20 protein-coding genes are annotated in these 20,674 nt (G+C 46.0%); 5 read left to right on the top strand and 15 right to left on the bottom strand.

From position 1 onward, the window contains the following. Nucleotides 1–40 precede the first annotated feature (40 nt). Nucleotides 41–196: a DUF1540 domain-containing protein gene (locus tag C0Q44_RS19980; protein WP_105408991.1), complete on the top strand. Its 156-nt coding sequence runs from the start codon at nt 41–43 to the stop codon at nt 194–196. Between the two features lie 203 nt (nt 197–399). Beyond that, nucleotides 400–1,857, top strand: a complete 1,458-nt coding sequence (locus C0Q44_RS19985) for a 4-hydroxyphenylacetate 3-hydroxylase family protein (RefSeq protein WP_105408992.1) — start codon at nt 400–402, stop codon at nt 1,855–1,857. A 28-nt stretch (nt 1,858–1,885) separates the two neighbouring features. Here C0Q44_RS19985 and C0Q44_RS19990 read toward each other — a convergent pair whose 3' ends face one another. Genes C0Q44_RS19990 through C0Q44_RS20000 form a run of 3 tightly spaced genes read right to left on the bottom strand, consistent with a single transcriptional unit; the run spans nt 1,886 to nt 3,771 of the window. Continuing rightward, entirely contained in the window at nt 1,886–2,452 is a 567-nt protein-coding gene (locus tag C0Q44_RS19990; RefSeq protein ID WP_105408993.1) for a nitroreductase family protein, read from the bottom strand. A gap of 51 nt (nt 2,453–2,503) precedes the next feature. Further along, a complete protein-coding gene (locus C0Q44_RS19995; RefSeq protein ID WP_105408994.1) occupies nt 2,504–3,313 on the bottom strand; it encodes a hypothetical protein in 810 nt (269 codons plus the stop codon). 5 nt (nt 3,314–3,318) lie between these two features. Beyond that, entirely contained in the window at nt 3,319–3,771 is a 453-nt protein-coding gene (locus C0Q44_RS20000) for a flavodoxin (protein ID WP_105408995.1), read from the bottom strand. A 292-nt stretch (nt 3,772–4,063) separates the two neighbouring features. On the opposite strand from C0Q44_RS20000, the gene C0Q44_RS20005 reads away from it, so the two are divergent. The 3 genes from C0Q44_RS20005 (at nt 4,064) to C0Q44_RS20015 (ending at nt 6,123) form a co-directional block, all read left to right on the top strand. Then, a complete protein-coding gene (locus C0Q44_RS20005) occupies nt 4,064–4,927 on the top strand; it encodes a class I SAM-dependent methyltransferase (RefSeq protein WP_105408996.1) in 864 nt (287 codons plus the stop codon). Between the two features lie 2 nt (nt 4,928–4,929). Next, complete coding sequence (locus C0Q44_RS20010; RefSeq protein ID WP_105408997.1) at nt 4,930–5,673, top strand: RluA family pseudouridine synthase; 744 nt, start codon at nt 4,930–4,932, stop codon at nt 5,671–5,673. A gap of 105 nt (nt 5,674–5,778) precedes the next feature. After that, the gene (locus C0Q44_RS20015) at nt 5,779–6,123 is read left to right on the top strand and encodes an MGMT family protein (protein ID WP_105408998.1); all 345 of its coding nucleotides are present in this window, start codon (nt 5,779–5,781) and stop codon (nt 6,121–6,123) included. Between the two features lie 112 nt (nt 6,124–6,235). On the opposite strand, the gene C0Q44_RS20020 is transcribed toward C0Q44_RS20015, so the two are convergent. The 12 genes from C0Q44_RS20020 to C0Q44_RS20080 all read right to left on the bottom strand — a co-directional run bounded on the left by C0Q44_RS20020 (nt 6,236) and on the right by C0Q44_RS20080 (nt 20,625). Beyond that, nucleotides 6,236–7,747 carry a DHA2 family efflux MFS transporter permease subunit gene (locus C0Q44_RS20020; RefSeq protein ID WP_105408999.1) on the bottom strand — a complete coding sequence of 504 codons (1,512 nt, stop codon included), beginning with the start codon at nt 7,745–7,747 and terminating at the stop codon, nt 6,236–6,238. After that, nucleotides 7,744–8,190, bottom strand: coding sequence for a MarR family winged helix-turn-helix transcriptional regulator (locus tag C0Q44_RS20025; protein ID WP_105409000.1), 447 nt, complete (start codon nt 8,188–8,190; stop codon nt 7,744–7,746). Before C0Q44_RS20025 ends, C0Q44_RS20020 begins: the two co-directional genes overlap by 4 nt. Nucleotides 8,191–8,461: 271 nt before the next feature. Beyond that, nucleotides 8,462–8,902 (bottom strand): MarR family winged helix-turn-helix transcriptional regulator, encoded by a 441-nt coding sequence (locus C0Q44_RS20030; protein ID WP_105409001.1) that lies wholly within the window; start codon nt 8,900–8,902, stop codon nt 8,462–8,464. Nucleotides 8,903–9,132: 230 nt separating this feature from the next. Continuing rightward, on the bottom strand, nt 9,133–11,595 hold the full coding sequence (gene gyrA / locus C0Q44_RS20035) for a DNA gyrase subunit A (RefSeq protein WP_105409002.1): 2,463 nt from the start codon (nt 11,593–11,595) through the stop codon (nt 9,133–9,135). 12 nt (nt 11,596–11,607) lie between these two features. Further along, nucleotides 11,608–13,587, bottom strand: coding sequence for a DNA topoisomerase IV subunit B (parE, locus tag C0Q44_RS20040; RefSeq protein ID WP_105409003.1), 1,980 nt, complete (start codon nt 13,585–13,587; stop codon nt 11,608–11,610). 76 nt (nt 13,588–13,663) lie between these two features. After that, nucleotides 13,664–14,653: an ABC transporter permease gene (locus C0Q44_RS20045; protein WP_105409004.1), complete on the bottom strand. Its 990-nt coding sequence runs from the start codon at nt 14,651–14,653 to the stop codon at nt 13,664–13,666. After that, nucleotides 14,646–15,611: an ABC transporter ATP-binding protein gene (locus C0Q44_RS20050; protein ID WP_105409005.1), complete on the bottom strand. Its 966-nt coding sequence runs from the start codon at nt 15,609–15,611 to the stop codon at nt 14,646–14,648. The genes C0Q44_RS20045 and C0Q44_RS20050 overlap by 8 nt, the downstream gene beginning before the upstream one ends. A 1-nt stretch (nt 15,612) precedes the next feature. Beyond that, nucleotides 15,613–16,482: a GDSL-type esterase/lipase family protein gene (locus C0Q44_RS20055; protein ID WP_105409006.1), complete on the bottom strand. Its 870-nt coding sequence runs from the start codon at nt 16,480–16,482 to the stop codon at nt 15,613–15,615. Nucleotides 16,483–16,731: 249 nt separating this feature from the next. Then, nucleotides 16,732–17,502 carry a CAP domain-containing protein gene (locus tag C0Q44_RS20060; RefSeq protein ID WP_105409317.1) on the bottom strand — a complete coding sequence of 257 codons (771 nt, stop codon included), beginning with the start codon at nt 17,500–17,502 and terminating at the stop codon, nt 16,732–16,734. A 213-nt stretch (nt 17,503–17,715) separates the two neighbouring features. Beyond that, the gene (locus C0Q44_RS20065) at nt 17,716–18,174 is read right to left on the bottom strand and encodes a GNAT family N-acetyltransferase (protein ID WP_105409007.1); all 459 of its coding nucleotides are present in this window, start codon (nt 18,172–18,174) and stop codon (nt 17,716–17,718) included. Next, the gene (purT, locus tag C0Q44_RS20070; RefSeq protein WP_105409008.1) at nt 18,164–19,351 is read right to left on the bottom strand and encodes a formate-dependent phosphoribosylglycinamide formyltransferase; all 1,188 of its coding nucleotides are present in this window, start codon (nt 19,349–19,351) and stop codon (nt 18,164–18,166) included. The genes C0Q44_RS20065 and purT overlap by 11 nt, the downstream gene beginning before the upstream one ends. Before the next feature lie 251 nt (nt 19,352–19,602). Further along, nucleotides 19,603–20,625: an NAD(P)/FAD-dependent oxidoreductase gene (locus tag C0Q44_RS20080; RefSeq protein ID WP_105409010.1), complete on the bottom strand. Its 1,023-nt coding sequence runs from the start codon at nt 20,623–20,625 to the stop codon at nt 19,603–19,605. Nucleotides 20,626–20,674: the final 49 nt, after the last annotated feature.

Consider the following 20,674-nt stretch of genomic DNA (forward strand, 5'->3'; position numbering starts at 1 on the left):
ACCAACGACTGTAATCCAATTCAAAGTGAGGTTAATAATCATGGCAAAAGACGTATTGTGTGAAGTTAATTCCTGTCGTCACTGGGCTCAAGAGAACAAATGTAGCGCTTCATCGATCTACATTGTAAGTCACACTTCAAAAGATGAAGTACGCCAGTCTGCTGAAACAGACTGCAAAACGTTTGAAGTGAAATAAGGAATTTCATATTCTTTAGTTAAAGGAGCCCTTACCGGTTCCTTTTTTCTTTGTCTATTGTAACAAGAATGATAATTATTATCAAGCCCTAATCTTCAAAAAATCCAACTCATCTCTTCGATGCACATTGGACAGAACACTTACGTACACTACGGAGGAAGTTAATCTGCCCATGAACGATTAGAACCAAGAGGTGAATAACAATGCCCGTTAAAACTGGCGCACAGTATATTGAACAGATCAATGCCCAAACCGTCCCTTGCTGGTACAAAGGTAAGCTTGTTACCGGAAAACGCTCTGAACATATGGCATTTGCCGGACTGATGGAGACCCAGAAATTGATGTACGATCTGCAATCAGATCCGCAATTGGCGAACACGATGACATATGCCTCCCCCACAGACGGGAAGCCTGTAGGCATTTCCTTTCTACCCCCCACCAGTGCCGAAGACCTCCGTAAACGACGGGAAGGAATGAACATCTGGGCTCATGCTCATCATGGTTTTCTCGGTCGCTCACCCGATTACATGAATACGGCGATCATGGCCTTCTACACAGGTGCGGAGCTTCTCAATGATTTATCTCCCCAATACGCCGAGAATCTGAAGAATTATTATGCCTACTGCCGTGATCATGATATCACATTGTCACATGCTTTCATTCAGCCACATGCCAGCAAAATATCGGGGCAGATGGATGCTACAGAGGATGCCATTGCCGCAAAGGTCATTGATCGCACCGAGGAAGGTCTTATTATTAGTGGAGCATTTATGATGGCTACACAAGCGGCTACTTCGGATGAGATTTTTGTCTATCCTTCACCTTCTCCTGCACCCTTCGATGATGAGAATCCATTTGCATTCTCCTTTGCTGTGCCCAATGATCTGCCAGGGATCAGCCTGGTGTGCAGAGATACTTACGCAGCTGAGTCCCACTACAACTATCCCCTGAGTTCCAGATATGAAGAAATGGACAACATCGTCATCTTTGATCAGGTGCTAGTTCCGCATGAACGGATATTTTTTGTAGGTAGTGAGGAAATGTCATCCCGTCTCTTCAGTGGTAGTAATTTTCACATCCATGCAGGTCATCAGGTATTGTGTCGTTACATTGCCAAGACGGAATTTGTGCTCGGTACACTCCAACTGCTCACGGACACCCTTGATTTGAATACGGAAGCCCATGTTGTAGAGAAAACCGCACGTGTGCTCGTGGGTCTTGAATCGTTAAAAGCATTGGCATTGGCCGCCGAGTCAGGCGCTATACCGGACGGACGGGGATTTGTGTTACCTGCCCCCAAACCTTTAATGGCAGCCAATCTGCTTTTTCCCAAACTCTATCCTGAGATGATTGAGATTCTGCAGCTCTTGGGTTCAAGCGGGGTCATTATGATTCCTCAGGAAGAAGAGTTTCACTCCGACATTGCTCCTTCTCTGAATATATATCTTAGAGGTAACGAAATGGCTTCGCGCGATCGCAACGCTCTGTTCCGCCTGATCTGGGAGCTTGGGGCAGGATCATTCGGAGGCAGACAAACCCAGTTCGAACGTTTCTTTTTTGGAAACACAATTACCGTATCTAGCCGATTGTTCTCAGCCTGCAACAAGGATCAGACACAGCGTCAACTCGTTCGGGATTTTCTTGGAAACTCCAGCAAGTAAGCCTACTACAGAATAAAAGGATTACCAATCACACAAGATGGTCATATACCGTCATCAGTTCGGAGGCCGGTCTGCTTGCATCCATATCCCGGAATGCAGGCTGGTCTCCGTAACCAATATGAAATACCCCCAGCACCTTTTCTTCACTAGTCAAACCCATCAAATTCATAAACACAGGATGTTGTTGATAATCGTTGATTTTCCAGACAGCATTCAAGCCCTGTTCCGCGGCCAGAATGCAGAAGCGTTTGCTCCAGGCTTTGGCAGGATGAAGATGATCTTCGTGAGCATTCGTGGGTGCCACAACAACCAGATGTGCAGGGATCGCTTCAGTGTATTGATAGGTAGCCCACTCCCCGTAGCGATCGGCCAGATGGGGTGGATAACTCTGTCTAACCGCTTGCAGATACAACTGTCGTCCTTCACCTGAGAACAACATAAATCGCCAGGGTTCCGAACTCATGACATACAAGGACGGATCAGCTTCATCAAGCAGCTTTCTTATGACCGACTGTGGTACGGGCAATGGACTGAATTCGCAAGCTCCTGTACGTTTCTTGCCACGAATGATGTCTTGTCTTAGACCGGTAGACATACAACTTCCCCTCCTCTATCTGCGCGAAATATGATCATCTCCTGACTGAACTCACATCAACCACGTCTTCTTCGTTTCCGCGGCATCCGTTCTCCAGCGATCTACCTCTTCGTGTATCCGTGCTTTATCACGCGTTGTAAACTGCTCAGACTCAACCACCGATTCTTCTTGCGGCATACTATCACGTATCAAGCGGATATAATCCATGGAACGAACCAAGGATTGGCGCCCAGGAATGTATCTGATCTTGCGTCCTTCCAGCAGGCAGTAGATTTCGATCATGCCCGGTAACTGGCCGAAGGCTTCCCAGCAAAATACGCTGACCATATGCTGAAAGGCCTCTACAACGTTTGGATCATGGACAACCATATATTTCTGGATAAGCAATGAATCCCATCCCTCTGGTTGCCAGGCTGCATGGAATATCATTGATATATGCATCGACAATGTAGGCAATTCCGTTCTCCACTGTTCAAACAGAATCGCAGGATGCTTCAGATCATCGTTCATCGCAATGGCGAGTGATAATTCATCCGTAATCTTGCTCTTCACATCCCAGTAATGAAGTACCGATTCGAAACCGGTTGTCTTCTTGGGCCACCACTTCTCAAGTAAATATTGTAATGGAATCTCTTTGCGAACATTAGGGTCGAGACTGTAAAAAGCATTCACTGCGTGGCTGACCGCATATTGTACACGGTGTCTCCATTGCAACGGAGAGCGCTGTTCAGTCGCCGGTTCAGGGCGGATGAACCGATGCGGGCTGCGTAGCATCTCTTCAAGTCTGTAATCTTCAAGCAGGCGGCCAGGAAGGCCATTCTCTCCAAGCGACATCGCTGCCTGAACATTATGTCTTAACATGATCGCTAGGACACCTGTAGTCCAGCAGCAGCGAAGCGTTTGCCAAAGTCACGGCATGTTTCCTTCTCCTGCTCAAGCGGACTATATTCAATCTTTAACATCTCTGGAGATACCTCCGCCCCACGCTCCTGCAGCTTGGCAGCCGCGAGATCAACAGCCCCGCAGAACTGTTCATACGACGTGTCGCCACTACCAAACACCGCAGCCCGCTTTCCAGTCAGGTCAAGTTCATCCAGCTCTTCATAGAAATCCAGGAACTCATCCGGCAACTCTCCGTCTCCCCAAGTATAGACACCAATGATGAATCCGTCATAGTCCAACACATCAGACGCATTACAATCCATTACGGATTTCAGGTCCACCTCATGTGCTCCCTGCAAAATTCCTTCCACAATCAGTTCCGCTATTTCTTCTGTATTTCCCGTCATACTCGCATAAGCCACTAACAATTTAGCCATCTATGTTTCCCTCACTTTAGTTTGATCACATTAATTCTCTTTCAGGAGAAAGAGTGTATTTGAATTATCAAAATCATATGTGATAATGATTATCATTGTCAAATTAAATTTTTGATTATCTTTGTTTTTAAGTATATGGTGAACGTCAAAATCCAACACCACCAAAAATACGCTGCACTTTCCGTCGAAATGTGCTTGTTGTCTTCCCTGTTCCCGCACCCCAACTGGCGTACAAGCCCTTTTTTGTTGTACAATAGTATCCAAATGAATTTTGAAGGATGGATAAATCACTATGTACTTAGCTAAGAATTGGAAGGACTATGAAGTAATCGATACGGGAGGTGGCGAGAAGCTGGAGCGTTGGGGTGATGTTATTTTGCGCAGACCCGATCCACAGATTATCTGGCCCCTTGAACAAGAAACCAATGAATGGCGCCAAGTGCATGGCCACTATCATCGCAGCTCTGCTGGCGGCGGTAGCTGGGACATGAAAAAACCCATTCCGGAACGTTGGACCATCGGGTACGAAAACCTGAAATTTCACATTAAACCAACCAGTTTCAAGCATACCGGCCTGTTCCCGGAACAAGCAGCCAACTGGAGTTGGATGATGGATAAAATTGCTGGCGCAGGTCGCCCGATCTCCGTTCTGAACCTCTTTGCATACACAGGTGGTGCAACGGTAGCTGCTGCTTATGCAGGTGCTTCTGTTGTTCATGTGGATGCGGCCAAAGGCATGGTTCAATGGGCCAAGGAGAATGTACAATTATCTGGACTCGCTGATCGCCCTGTTCGTTTCATCACAGATGATGTATTCAAATTCGTACAGCGTGAACAGCGCCGTGGCAATCGGTATGACGCCATTATCATGGACCCCCCTTCGTATGGTCGAGGTCCTAATGGAGAGACATGGAAGCTGGAAGAGAACCTCTATCCTTTCTTGAAGTCATGTATGACGATTCTGTCGGATAATCCACTATTCATGCTGGTTAATTCCTACACCACGGGCATCTCGTCCACGGTTCTGCGCAATATGTTGACCATGACGATGTCTGCCGAGTACGGTGGTGAAATTACAGCTGGTGAAATCGGTCTGCCGATTACACGCAGTGGTCTTGATCTGCCATGTGGTATTCTGGGCCGTTGGGAGTCCTGATCATGTCTGAGCATCAGCGTGAAACCGGAGTAATTCCGATCCTGTTCGAAGATAATCATTTGTTAGGTATAACCAAGCCTGTCAATGTGCCTACTCAGGAAGATGCATCAGGTGATCCGGACCTGCTTACCTTGTTAAAGCAGGACCTCAAAGAACGGTATAACAAACCGGGGAATGTCTATCTCGGGTTAGTGCACCGGCTTGATCGACCTGTTGGTGGGGCCATGATTTTTGCCAAAACATCCAAAGCAGCTTCGAGATTGTCCGAGACTGTGCGGGGACGGGATTTCCGTAAAATATATGCGGCTGTTGTACATGGCAGGTTGCCTGCACAGCAGGGAACCTTACAGCACACGTTGCTGAAAGATGCGCGCACGAATACCGTAACGGCTGTACCCAAGGGTACAACCGGTGGTAAGGATGCCGTTCTGGATTACCGGGTCATTGGTGAGACAGACCGCTACAGCCTGGTTCATATTGAATTACACACAGGGAGATCTCATCAGATACGGGTGCAAATGAAAGAGATGGGTTGCCCTCTGTATGGAGATCAGAAATACGGTGCAAGTGTGAATAAGCCCGGGCAACAAATTGCTCTTTGGTCTGTCATTGCAGCTTTTCCCCATCCGGTTACCAAGGAAGAAGTTATTCTGCAATCTTTGCCCGCAAGAGAATTCCCTTGGGCAGAATGGCCAGCTGATGTCTACCAAAAAGCTTTCTCAGCGAGTCATTCGTCATTTGAATAAATGCACAGATCAGGTCACATCTGTCCATATCACGTGTCGTTCAGATTCTGTATCTGTAACGACACGTTTTTTTGTGTTTTATATACCAAAGAGAGGAGCCCTGATATGACCCCGTTCACCAAAAAAGTCATTGCAATTATCGCAGCTATACCCGAAGGTAAAGTGATGACATATGGCCAGATTGCAGCCCACGCCGGAAGTCCAAGAGCTGCGAGACAGGTTGTTCGCATTCTTCACTCCATGAGTCGCAAGGAACGCCTTCCCTGGCACCGTGTTGTCAATGCCAAAGGAGAAATCTCCATACCGGACGAACATTCACGCATGATGCAGGAAACGGAACTTGTTAGCGAGGGTGTGGAGTTTCAGATGAATGGAACCATTAACCTCAAGCTGTTCGGACATGATCCCGAGCCTGAATTTCTCCTCGATCCCTCGGTCCAGTCTGACTAATGTATGATTAAATGGTCACCCCTCCTATTCCAGACACAAAAAGAGAACTCCGACAGTTTAAGGGATGATTCCTTTCCAACTGTCGAAGTTCTCTTTTTATATTTTTTCCCGTTTAGGCTGTAGCGTTCACTTTTTCCTGTTCCACGGTTACTGGTTCAATAGCTGGTTTTGTTTTACGGATAAAGAACGCCATGATCAACGCAACCACAGTCATTCCAGTAGCCACGATGAACGCATAGTTTACACCATAGATCGTTGCATCTGCCGTAGCACGCACCATCGCCGCCTGATCATCCGGATTAACCTGACCCGCAGCCAAGGTCTCGGCCAGATGAGTTTTGAGCTTGCTACTCATGATAGTCACGAGAATCGCTGTACCAATTGCTCCCGCAACGGTACGGAGCGTATTGGACATCGCTGTACCATGAGCATTGAGACGTTGTGGCAATTGATTCAGACCCGCTGTCTGAATTGGCATCATTAACATCGACATACCGAACATACGAGCCGTATAGATAAACATCATGTAGCCATAAGTCGTATCAATAGATAAACGACTTAGTCCCCAAGTCGTAATTGCCGTAATCGCAAGTCCTGCAACTGAAAGCCAGCGGGCACCTACTTTATCAAATATACGGCCTGTGATCGGAGACATGATCCCCATTAATATCGCACCAGGCATCATCAGTAGTCCCGATTCTATTGGTGAGAATCCACGAATGGTTTGCAGGAAAATCGGAAGTAAAATCATACCTGCAAACATCGCCATGGTCACCAACATATTGATGATTGTTGTTAATGTAAACATATTGTATTTGAAAATACGGAACTCAAGAAGTGGATGATCTGTTGTCAGTTGACGAATAACGAACAGAATCAGTGATAGCGCGCCTACGACCAGGCATCCGATAACAATTGCACTACCCCATCCATCCGTACCTGCATCACTGAATCCATATAACAAGCTACCAAAACCGAGTGTAGATAAAATAACGCCTGGATAATCCAGTTTAGGTTTGGACTGACGTGTTACATTTTTGACAAAAGCAATACCGATTGATGTTGCAATAATGGAAAATGGCAAAATGATGTAGAACAACAATCTCCATGAATAGTGTTCTACGACATAACCTGATAATGTAGGCCCAATCGCAGGAGCCAGGATCATCGCGATCCCCATCGTACCCATCGCCTGACCGCGTTTCTCTATCGGGAAGATGGTCAGGAACACAACGGTCATCAGAGGCATCAGGATACCTGCACCAGCCGCCTGAATGACACGACCCACCATCAGAATGGTGAAGTTCGGACTAAGTCCACAGACCAACGTCCCTATCGTAAAGAGGGTCATGGCTGTAATGAAAATTTGACGTGTAGAAAATTTCGCAATCAGATATGCCGTAACCGGAATCAGTACACCGTTGACGAGCATATACCCCGTAGTTAGCCACTGAGCTTTGTTTGCATTAATAGCGAGGTCTTCCATAATTTTAGGAAGAGCTACGTTCATCAGGGTTTGGTTCAGGAATGCTACAAAGGCGCCAATCAGTAATGCCGCTACAATCGGCCCTTTCTTGATGTTGTCCATCGCGGAGGATGGAGCTCCAGCAGTAGTCGTACTCATACGTTGTTCATCTCTCTTCCTTCTAACTTTTTAATCATAAGGCTATGAATTCTAAGTAGGTGTTCAAGATCTTCCTTCGAAATATCCAGAATGGGTGATACTCTTTCCATCCAGAGTTGATGTGTTTCCTGCTGGGCCTTTTCCCCTTTATCCGTAATCTGAAGCTTGACGGATCGGCGATCAGCATCGGAACGCGTACGAATGATGTACTCTCCTTTAACCAGACGTTCCACAACAGCGCTCATGGAACTACTGCCCATATGGGATAATTCAGCAACCTCGTTAATACCAATGGAAGGACGCTCCCTTAGAATGGATAACACCATAAACTGGATCGAAGTCAGCTCGATCTCCTTGTTCTCATTCCAGAATGCTCGAAAAAGCATTTGATTCACTTGCCGGAACGAATTGATAATATAGAATACTTCATGCGTATCAGTCATTGATTCACCCTTTTACTTTGGAATATAATATTTCGTACACGAAATATCAGGGGAACAATTACTTATTATAGCAAAAATATTTACATAGTCAACTCTTTACATATAAATTTCGCAAATTAATATTCAACCATACTAATTCTCATTACATCATGACCCGGGTCCAATCAACCTGGATACAGTGAGTAGCATATGTATTTTTCAAATAAAATAACCACAGGATTCCTGCATGAAACGAGCAGGAACGCCTATGGTTAATAAGATAGACCTTCCATCACCCGGAAGTGGATAATGCGTGCTCTTTGGTCTTGGGGGTTGTCATTTTACCTAACAAATATACGAGCAGTTGCTGGTTGTGCATCGAAATGTTACTGAGAACTGAATTCATGAACTCATTACGAATTGTAATGCCCCGTTCTGTCTCCGTTCTCCCTTTTTCTGACAGTGATATCCATACAATTCGTCGGTCCTGATCATCTCGATCCCGGCGAATCAGACCGTTCTTCTCCATACGGTCCAGCAGCATGGTTACAGCTGCCGGCGTGGTTGACAGAAACGGGATCAGATCGGAAGGCTTCATCTTCGGATGATCCTCTAGCACCTCCAGAACAGCCAGCTGAGCCTCTGTTAATGAGGGTGACAATTCCTGATCCATATGAAGCTTATAGTCTTTGGTTAGTCTTGACCAGCACTTGGCAAAATCGGAATTATACATCTTTGCATCGCTCCTCTCAGCAACCGGTTATCACTTCACCTGCTTAAGTTTTCGCGCTCCAAAGCCGCATTCCTGCTGCATTTTTTCAATTTCCCAGCGATCGACCGTAATCGACGAAGGTTGTTAAACTTTGCATGATTGCTCTCTTCTAATCCGCCTTTGAACAACAAAAAAAGACTCTTCGCATGACAGGATTATCTGCTTTGCGAAGAGTCTCGATTACTTGGTTTTTATGAAGATGACCCTGGCTGATTCTCGTTAAGATCCCTTAGAAGTTCAACGATTTCGTCCTGTTTGTCCACATGAATGAGCAGTTTACCTATATGTTTGCGCTCGGTCATCGGAATACCTTCAGAAGAAATCGGATGTGATTGGCCTTCTTTGGTCATTACAGTTAAATTTCGTTTCTCTCTGCAATAGAATGCTCCAGCAATGCGGCTACCGTTTGGTTTCACTCGCTTGCCTTCCTTGAACTCGAATGTAGCCAGTCCCTTGCCTCCGCGACTTTGCAAAGCGTAGTCCAGAAGTAATGACCGTTTACCATATCCGAGGTCAGACAATACAGCAACCTCACCTTCGTCATCGTCAACCCACAGGGCTGATACCACTTCATCTGTATCTCTTAACTGAATACCACGAACGCCCCCGGATACACGCCCCATCGGGTTTACTTCATCCTCCCGGAACCGGATTGCCATAGCTTCTTTCGTGATCAACATAATATCTTTGCCACCTGTACTCAGATGTACAGATAACACTTCATCGTCCTGGCCCACTTTGCATGCCGCAACGGCCCCGGAACGTTTAGTAACATAGTCCTTCAGTTCCGTTCGTTTTACCTGTCCCTTACGTGTAACGAAGACCAGACTGCGATCCGGTTCCTCAAACGATTTGATCGGAATTACACTGGCAATACGATCATCTTTGGCAAGAGGAATCACATTCACGATCGCTGTTCCCGGGTCTTTCCACTTAAATTCAGGCACCTGATGAACAGGCAACAGGAAATACTGACCTTTTTTCGTAAAGACAAGCAGGTTCTCCAGCGTATTCACTTCCAGAACCCGAGTGATATAATCGCCATCTTTTACACCACTTCCACTCCGTTCACCACCAGAACGTGTGAAGGACTGCATGCCCGTACGCTTTACGTATCCCTCTTTGGATAACGTGACAAATACATCCTCTGCATTGACAAGCACTTCCAGATTAACCTTGAGTTCTTCCACCTCACCCTGGATTGCAGAGCGACGATCTATACCGTATTTCTCTCGAATCTCCATCAATTCCTTGCGGATAACCCCAATCAGCTTGCGATCACTGTCCAGAATGGATTGCAATTGCGCAATCTTTTTTCTCAGCTCTCCAAGTTCCTTCTCCAGAGAATTAATCTCCAGATTGGTCAGACGATACAATTGCAATGTTAGGATGGAATCCGCCTGTCGTTCCGTGAACCCAAACATCCACATCAGGTTATTTTGAGCATCCTGACGATTCTTCGACGCTTTGATCGCTGCAATGACCTCGTCGAGGATGTTAAGAGCTTTAACCAGGCCCTCGAGCACATGAGCACGGTCCTCCGCCTTCTCCAGCTCAAACCGGGTACGGAATGTCACAACTTCACGCTGATGGGCAATATAAGCCTCCAGAATTGGTTTCAATCCCAATTGCTGAGGTGCTTTATTCACAATCGCAACCATATTGAAGTTATAGGTGACTTGCAGGTCGGTTTTCTTCAGCAAATAAGCCAAAATACCTTGTGCGTCCGCTTCTTTTTTCAGCTCAACCACGATTCGCAGACCTTCGCGTCCACTCTCATCACGCACTTCGGCAATACCCTCAACCTTTTTCTCAAGTCGAATGTTCTCCATCGCTGTAACCAGACGAGACTTCACTACTTGATAAGGGATCTCGGTAATGACAATTTGCTGTTTGCCACCGCGCATGTTTTCAATCTCGGTTTTGGACCGGACATAGATCCGTCCTTTACCTGTACGGTAGGCATCCAGAATACCGTCGCCGCCCATAATCAATCCGCCTGTCGGAAAGTCAGGACCCTTCATGAACATCATGATCTCGTCCAGTTCAATAGACGGCTTCTCCATTACCGCAATGGAAGCATCAATGACTTCACGCAAGTTATGTGGCGGAATCTCCGTCGCAAACCCCGAGGAAATTCCGCTTACACCATTAACCAGCAAGTTCGGATAACGGGATGGTAATACAACCGGTTCTTTGGCTGTATTATCAAAATTATCCTTAAACAGAACAGTCCGTTTCTCGATATCGCGAAGCATCTCCATCGCAATTGGCGACAAACGGGCCTCTGTATACCGCATCGCCGCTGCCGGGTCATCATCCTGTGATCCCCAGTTACCATGACCGTCCACGAGCATATGGCCCATTTTCCATGGCTGTGCCATCCGCACCATCCCCTCATAGATAGAGGAGTCACCATGAGGATGATAATTACCCATTACGTCCCCAACGGTTTTGGCAGATTTACGGTACGTCTTATCAGGCGTATTACCTGAATCGTACATGGCGTACAGAATACGCCGCTGTACAGGCTTCAATCCATCCCGCACGTCGGGAATGGCTCGATCCTGAATAATGTATTTGGAGTAGCGACCGAAACGGTCCCCTACGACCTCTTCGAGAAAGGCCGGCAAAAATTGTTCTGATGGACTCATTCCAAGCACCTTCTATTCTTCGTACTCTGTAAAGTCGACGTTCTCTACAATCCAGCGTTTACGCGGATCAACTTTATCGCCCATGAGCGTAGATACACGACGTTCTGCTTTCGCTGCATCAACAATTTGGACCCTAAGCATCGCACGCGTTTCCGGATTCATCGTTGTCTCCCACAGTTGATCCGGATTCATCTCGCCCAGTCCTTTATAACGTTGAAGCTCGACATTATTGCCGAATTCCTTCATATAATTCGCCAGTTCTTCATCTGTCCACGCATATCGAACGCTCGCAAGCTTTCCGGACTTACGAGTAAGTTTGTACAGTGGCGGCTGAGCAATATATATTTTACCTGCATCAATTAATGGCTTCATGTAGCGATAAAAGAATGTTAGCAACAGCACTTGAATATGTGCACCATCCGTATCTGCATCGGTCATAATTATGATTTTGGAATAATTGCTGTCTTCAACTGCAAATTCGGTTCCGATACCCGCCCCGATCGCCGCTGTAATTGCACGGTATTCTTCATTTTTGAGAATATCGGCCAGCTTTGATTTTTCCGGATTGAGCGGTTTCCCCTTGAGCGGCAGAATGGCCTGAATCTTCGAGTCGCGTCCCTGTTTGGCAGAACCACCTGCGGAATCACCTTCGACAATAAATAACTCATTACGGGTAAAATCCTTCGATTGCGCCGGTGTAAGCTTTCCGTTCAGGTTAGAACTCTCACTGCGTTTTCTGCCTGTACGCATATCATCACGTGCTTTTCGCGCTGCTTCTCTAGCCCTGGAGGCTTGAACCGCTTTGCGAATTAACGTTTGCGCGACCTGTGGGTTTTCTTCCAGGAACCGCTGAATATTTTCGGACACGACCGAATCCACCGCACTTCGAGCGGAAGCGCTACCGAGCTGATCCTTCGTTTGCCCTACGAATTCAACCTCAGACATCTTGACACTAATGACAGCCATCATGCCTTCACGTAAATCGTTACCTTCAAGGTTCTTATCTTTTTCCTTAATCATGCTGGTACGCCGCGCATAATCATTCATTACACGTGTATACGCCGCCCTGAATCCGGTCTCATGAGTACCTCCACCCCGGGTAGGGATCGAGTTCACGAACGAAGCAAGCGTTTCGGTATAACCCGCGTTATACTGGATTGCTACTTCGACCTCAGTGTCATCCTTCTCCGCATAGAAGTGAATGACATCATGCAGCACATCTTTATTTTCGTTCAGAAAAGCAACAAACTGGCTTGCTCCGCCTTCGTACATATATTCATCCTGATTGCCTGAACGTTCGTCCTTGAGCACAATTCTCAGACCCGAGTTCAGGAAAGCAATCTCCTGTAGACGTTCTGCAAGTGTATCATAATTAAATTGAATGCCGCTCTGGAATACCCGAATATCCGGTTTAAATGTAACTTTCGTACCTGTCCGATTGGTATTGCCCAGCACTTCGAGGCCAGACACCGATTCTCCGACATGTTCAACACCTTTTTTGTCCTGCCAATATTCAAAACGTTGACGATGAATCTTGCCATCACGGAAGATCTCGACTTCAAGCCACTCCGACAAAGCGTTGGTAACCGAAGCACCTACGCCATGAAGACCGCCTGATTTCTTATATCCTGATCCACCGAACTTTCCGCCTGCGTGCAAAATCGTAAACACGACCTGGGGAGTAGGAATCCCTGTTTTATGTATAGCTGTCGGAATTCCCCTTCCGTTATCCTGAACCGTAATAGAACCGTCCTTATGCAGTGTGATATCGATTTTGGAGCAGAATTTGGCGAGATGTTCGTCGACAGCGTTGTCCACAATTTCCCATACCAAATGATGTAGACCCGAAGTGCTGGTACTGCCGATGTACATCCCCGGCCGTTTACGTACTGCAACCAACCCTTCAAGTACTTGAATGTCGTCCGCGTCGTAGCCTGAAGACCCCTGTCCTCCGCCTGTCGAACCTGCCGACATATCGATTTGCTCGACCATTCATGCTCCCCCTTCTTAACTCGTAACTAAAAAAATGCCTAAAATGCAAACAGATGTTTTCTTATCCTTGTCCATTTTAATTCAAGATATCCCGTTTCGTAAAGACAAGGAATGACACAATGAGTGAAGCAATGCCCCAAACACTAAGCACAATAAGGGAAAAACCCAAATTCATTCCTTCAATTGGTGGCAGTCCCCCGGACAAATAATCAGGAAGTTCTAAGTTAACCATGAAGAGATATTTAGCTGTCTGCCAAGATGCTGCCATACTCGTCAAGATCGTTCCTGCAATCAGAGCGGCCATCATGATGACGATACTTGCAGCAGTACTGCGGACAAGCACAGATACCATAAATGCAAGCATAGCCACAATTACACTCACAAACCAAATCAGTCCAGCCTGCATAAGCATATACAGCCACTGGTCTACAGCATGCACTGCCGACATATCGACATCCGTTCCCACCACCTTGAACCCTGTGAAGATCGGCATGTTGAACCCTTTGTAACCAAAGACGGCACCAGATATGACATAACAGATCACGTAGGCTGATACCACTATAATTGAAACAAACATAATCAGCGTAATCAGTTTACTCAGAAGCACTTTCCAGCGCTTGACCGGACGAGTTAGTAACATCTTAATGGTACCCGTCGTGCGTTCACCTGACACCAGATCCGATGCAATCGCCATAATTAACAGTGGAATGAATAACCCAACCGCGTTGTTCATGAACTCTCGCGTAAAGGTAACACCACCCGGCTCTTTCGGATTGATGTCATTCTCAAGATAATACTGCATCTGCTGGATGTATACCGTTCTATACTTTTTATATTCTTCGGGTACCCGATCGCTACCGAGCGAGTTTTGATTGTCTGTGATAGCTTGCTGCAATTCAAGCCGCCAATCGCCGTTAAACTTGTCCTGGTTATTTTGTGAAGATTTCATCTGAGCATACGTAAACATCGGTACCAGAATTGCCAGAACAATAAAAATAATATAAAGACGTTTTTTCTTCACCATCTTAATCGTTTCATTCCGGATCAGCGGCATGATATTATTCAATGGATTCACCTTCTGTCATTTTCAAGAATAGTTGTTCGAGTGTAGGCTGAATTCGCTGTACTCCTTCAACATGCACACCAGCTTGAACCATCTGTTGTACCATATCAGAAATACGATCTTCGTGCATCTCGGCAACAACAGCGTTTGGACCAAGGCCTGCAACAATGGTATCATCCATAACATCCGCAGGACGGGCTACCAAGGCAATACCTGCATCCATCAACATTTTTTTGCCTTGCTCCAGTGGTGAAACATGCCAGATCGCCAACTTGGAATGATCCTCAATCAGTTCGCTAACGCCCCCAACAGCAAGCACACGTCCTGCACTGATAATGGCTACCCTGTTGCAGAGAAGCTGTATCTCACTTAACAGATGACTGCTGACAAATACGGCCATACCTTCACTGGCAAGTTGCTTAATAAAGACACGCAGTTCCTTAATGCCTTTCGGATCAAGTCCATTCGTCGGTTCATCCAGAATGAGCAGACGCGGACGTCCAAGCAACGCTTGCGCAATACCGAGCCGTTGACGCATACCCAGTGAATATGTTCTGACTTTATCGTGAATGCGTTGATCCAGACGGACAATATCCACGACTTCCTGTATTCGATCGTTATCCACACCGGGCTGCATACGGGCAAAATGCTCCAAGTTCTCCCAACCGGTCAGATAGGTATATACCTCCGGATTCTCAACAATGGACCCTACATATTTTAAAGCACGCTCAGGGTCCCGATTCACATCATATCCGCAGACTTTAATTTTGCCCTCTGTCGGTTTGATTAGATCCACAAGCATCCGAATCGTTGTTGTTTTTCCGGCACCGTTCGGGCCAAGAAATCCGAAAATTTCACCAGGTTTAACGTCAAAGGTAACGTCCTTAATAATCCATTTGCGCCCGATCCTCTTCTTCAGATTCTGTACGGACAGGACGGAATCATACTGCTGCTCTGCCATTTTATTTTCCACTCCTTCCTGTCGGTGTCTCTGCCTGAAATTCCTGTGCAATCCGAACTGCAATTTGCTCATAACCTAGTCCGTTGGGATGAAAATGATCGGAAGACAGATATTCTCCCAGATGATTTTCAAATAAATCAAATGTAGGCACGAGTGTCATCTTGTCCTCATTGTTCAGAGTAGCAAGGGCAGCTTCGTTCCATGCAGCAACAACAGCGTTGCCTGGTTTCTCCAGTTCCTTCACATCACCAAATGGATTATATAACCCTATGTACGCAATCTGTGCATCGGGATTGATCTCTTTCACTTTCTTCAGGATCTCTTGAAGGCGTTTTGACGTTTCCGGCAAAGCTGCTGCCAATTGCTCCGCTGTTGGCGGATCTTCTCCTTGCAAAACCTGTCCTCCCTGGAACAGATCATTGGCGCCAATCGAGAGCAAAATAAAATTGGACTGCTGAAGTACGTAACGCACACCTTGCTCATCCAGTTTTTCCAATAATGCATCTGTTCTAAGACCGTTAACCCCCAGATTATTAAGAACCTGAACGTCATATCCTTCTTCTTTGAGCAGATTTCCTGCACGTCTCACGAAGCCAAGTCCTTCGTCATCCCCCGTACCTCTTGCCAGGGAATCGCCGATGACTGCCATCCGAATCTTGCCATCCTCTACTACAGCCGTTTTCCCCTCGTTTTCCTTAGGTATTGCGGTAGTCTCCTGGCCTGTAGTTAACGCGGAATCTCCCTTAGGGAAAATTACGTCTTTAATAGCGTATCCGAAACCAAACAAGAGCAGAAGTGTTGCCAAAATGGATACTGTACTGACGGTTCTCCAGATCCATGGTGCTGAATCGAGGTTCTTTTTCTTGTTCATTCATCACATCTCCGCTCGTATACACCGATCCTGGTGCTTCAAATTTAATCTAATCGTTTTACATTAAGATGACGTTTTCCTAAATAACATAAGTGTTCTGTCGTTAATTTGCAAATTTTGCCGCTGTATTCGTGGAATTCATTTTCCATATGTCATTTTACGGAAAAAAGGTTATACCATACACAGTTCTCAACTGTGTTGGCATAACCCTTTGGGTAAACAAATGCAAATCTTCTTCATTATAAAAGCTTATTGACCGATGAACTCTTGTGCCCAATATCCGTTGTAGTAGCCTACACCGATTTTGGTGAAGTTTTTGCCCAGGATATTAGCACGGTGACCTTCACTATTCATCCAGGCGGTAACGACTTCCTGAGGTGTTTTTTGTCCTTTGGCAATGTTCTCACCTGCATAGCTGTAAGTTACTCCGAATTGTTTCATCATATCAAATGGAGAACCATACGTTGGTGACTGGTGATCAAAATAATTGTTGTTGCTCATATCTTTTACTTTGGCTACAGCCACTTTGTCCAGAAGAGCATCGGAAGCCAGTGCGCCCAGACCTGCTTTTGCACGTTCTGCATTGACCAGTTTGACAACTTGAGCTGCGAAATCTGATTGCGTGCTTTCAGTTCCAGTGTTACTTGGTTTGCCACTATTACCCGTGCTGCCAGTATTCGAAGGATCTTTGGCTGGTGTTGTTGCCGGTTTCTCTTCTTGCGTTGGTTGCGCTGGTTTGGTTGGTTGCACAGGCTTTGTTGTTGGTTGAGCAGGTTTCACTGGTTGAGTCGGTTGTACTGCTGGTTTCTCAGCAGTTTGCTCCTCAGCTACTGTATATCCATTCTGCTTCAGCCACTGTTCAATATAAGCTTTCAGGCTATCTGTACTCGTAATCTTGTACGTCGTTGTAGACTTATATGTTGAATCTGCAGCAGACGCAGAGGCAGGGAGCATAACCCCTACAGCCAGTACCGCTGTCAAACTGCTCGTTACGACGATTTTCATCCAATTCTTCTTCAAATTCATTTCATCTCCTCAAGATTAATTATTACAACTTTGTAATGAATACTCTAGCAGTATATCAATTCAAAAGGAGATTGTGAACCCGTAAAATATGGAAAAGTAACTTTTTTGTCATTTTAAAAACACTTCAAGTACGTCTTCTCTACTCACCAAAAGACAGAAAAAAGGCACTCGGACGATTATTACTCGCCGAATGCCACTTCATCTATACTATAGAAGAACTTTACTGAAACGATAGCCTCTCTTTTGGAAACCAATGTGTTCATAGAAGGCGTAGGTTGTTGAAGTCACTTCACGGTTTGCACCGGTGACAAACAGTTGTTTACCACCTTGCTGTCTACCCCAATCTTCGGCACGAGCCATCAGACGTCGGCCAATCCCACCACCACGATGTTCCTGACCTACGATCAGGGAAGTGATTTGTGCGGCAGGTTCCGGATAGGCATGATTTTGCACACATTGCAAGCCAATCACACCAATAATTTGTTCATCCACTTCGGCAACAAGCATGCATGCGTTTGGATTGGTCTCCAAACATTCAATGCGTTCTTTCATGACATTGGCTGTTGTCGGATAGTTGACCTCACGCATCAGTCCCGTTACCGCTTCAGCATCTCGCAGTTCACACTCTCGGATCATCAGTACAGGGGCCTCAACATTATTGGACATGATTTACCTCCACTTTCAGCATATTAGCGGCTTGCACCGCTGTTTTACGAGCTTCTTCCACATCTTGGCCAGCACTAAGCGCTACAGCCATACGGCGTCCTACTTTGGTCTCAGGTTTGCCAAATACACGAACCTGAGTACGAGGAAGAGCCAGTGCTTCTTCAATCCCGCCTACAGTAAAGTCAGATGTTTCATCATTAGCCTTCAGCGTTGCTGAAGCTCCCGGTGTCAACAGATGTACATCTGTGACCGGAAAACCAAGAATTGCACGTACATGCAGCGCAAACTCGGAACTGTCTTGCGTCACCATTGTAACCATACCTGTATCATGTGGACGAGGAGATACCTCGCTGAACACAACACCATCCGGGGTCAGGAACAACTCCACTCCGAACAGTCCATAACCGCCAAGTTCATCTGTGACGGATTTGGCGATATGACAGGCCTGCTCCCATTGCTCAGGAGTCATTGCATGAGGCTGCCAGGATTCGACATAATCCCCATCCTTCTGAATATGGCCAATCGGAGGACAAAAAATGGTGCCTGATATAGATCTAACGGTGAGTAATGTAATCTCACTGTCAAATTGCACAAAGCTCTCCACAATGACACGAGCGGATTTGCCACGAGCCCCCGAAAGAGCAATGTTCCAGCAATCCTTCACGTCACCCGGTGTTCGGCATACACTCTGCCCTTTACCGGAAGAACTCATCAAGGGTTTAATGACACAAGGTGTGCCAAGCTCACGTACGGCTTCCTGAAGTTGTTCCAGGTTGTCCGCAAAAAGGTAGGCTGCTGTCGGAAGTTTCAATTGTTCGGCTGCAAGACGACGTATGCCTTCGCGATCCATCGTTAGACGTGCAGCTCGGGCAGTAGGTACTACGCAAAATCCCTCTTCCTCTAGCTCCAGTAAAGCTTCTGTTGCAATAGCTTCAATCTCAGGTACGATGTAATGAGGTTTTTCTTTACGGATCAATTGTTTCAAAGCTTCCGCATCCAGCATGTCGATGCAGTATGACCGATGAGCAACCTGCATAGCAGGCGCATTGTCGTAACGATCTACAGCAATCGTTTCAACTCCGAGTCGTTGGGCCTCAATAACGACCTCTTTTCCCAATTCCCCGCTGCCCAGAAGCAGCATTTTTTTGGCTTGAGCCGTAAAAGGAGCACCCCACATGTTCTTTCCAATCCTCCAAAGAGAAATCTTCTATATCTATCTCTCTATTTTCGGGGTTTTGGTTAAAGAATGCAAGAGTGCTCCCTATTTTTCTTGTGAATTTTACAAGATTTTTTGTGTTTTTTCGATCAAATTTTACAATTATCGCTTACAGATTCGTCAACCTTTCCATTCTTCCCAGAAATAAGGATATGTTGAAACAGCAGATTTTAATATTCCAGTGAACATGAATCAGCAAACAAACCCCAAGTTTAGAACCTTGGGATTTGTTTGTTTTTTTCTCTGAAAATTTCATTATGGGAGGAGACGTACGCCATCATGGGAGCATTTGGAGTCAAGTATTTTTTCGCACTATTTACAGCTAAAATCGCATCGTTGAAGGCTCCGGCAATAAGTCTGACTTTGCTATCGTGAGTTGCACAATCCCCTGCAGCAAAAATACCTTGGAGGTTCGTCTGCGCATGTTGGCTCATTAGAACCATTCCGTCATCCATAGTCAGTCCACAACTGGCAAGGTTACTCAAATTGCTTTTATACCCATGACTAACTACGACTTCATCCACATCTAACAATACATTGTCCTGACTCTCCATATGCGTAATTACAACCTGATGGATACGTTCACCATGATTATGAAGCCGTGTGATGCTATATGGAGTTCTGACATCCGTTACATTGTTCATCTCGCTAACATTGCGTTCCATTGCACGAAACTCATTTTTTCGGTGGACGACCACTACGCTCCGTGCAAGTTTAGCAAGTTCAATTGCCCAGTCTACAGCACTGTTGCCTCCACCTGAAATGAGTACGCGCTTCCCGGAAAAATGTTCTGGATTTTGCACGGTGTAATGAAGATTCACATGCTCATATTGAATCGGCTCCTGAAGCTCCAATTTCTGAATTTCTGCGATACCACGGCCTACTGCGACAATGATTGTACGCGTATAGTGTATGTCGCCTTCAGCAGTATACAGAGCCAAAATCTCGTTGTCCAGTCGAGCGAACCGATCTACTTTGCAATTCAATTCAACCGTTGGATTAAAGGTATTCGCCTGCTGAACCAGATACTCAATCAACTTTGAACACTTCATTGGTGGCAGGCCACCCACATCCCAAATGGTTTTTTCGGAATAGGTATGCAGAAAACCACCAAGTTGGTCTTTGCCTTCAATGATCTTAACTCTCATATCACGCATCCCGGCATAAAATGCCGCATATAATCCGGCCGGTCCGCCTCCGATGATGGTCAAGTCATAGATATCTTCCTTATTCATTTTGGACACATCCTGTTATTTAGTAGTGAATTTAGAGATATGTGTAACA

This window comes from Paenibacillus sp. PCH8 (assembly GCF_002968835.1).
Classification (GTDB): domain Bacteria; phylum Bacillota; class Bacilli; order Paenibacillales; family Paenibacillaceae; genus Paenibacillus.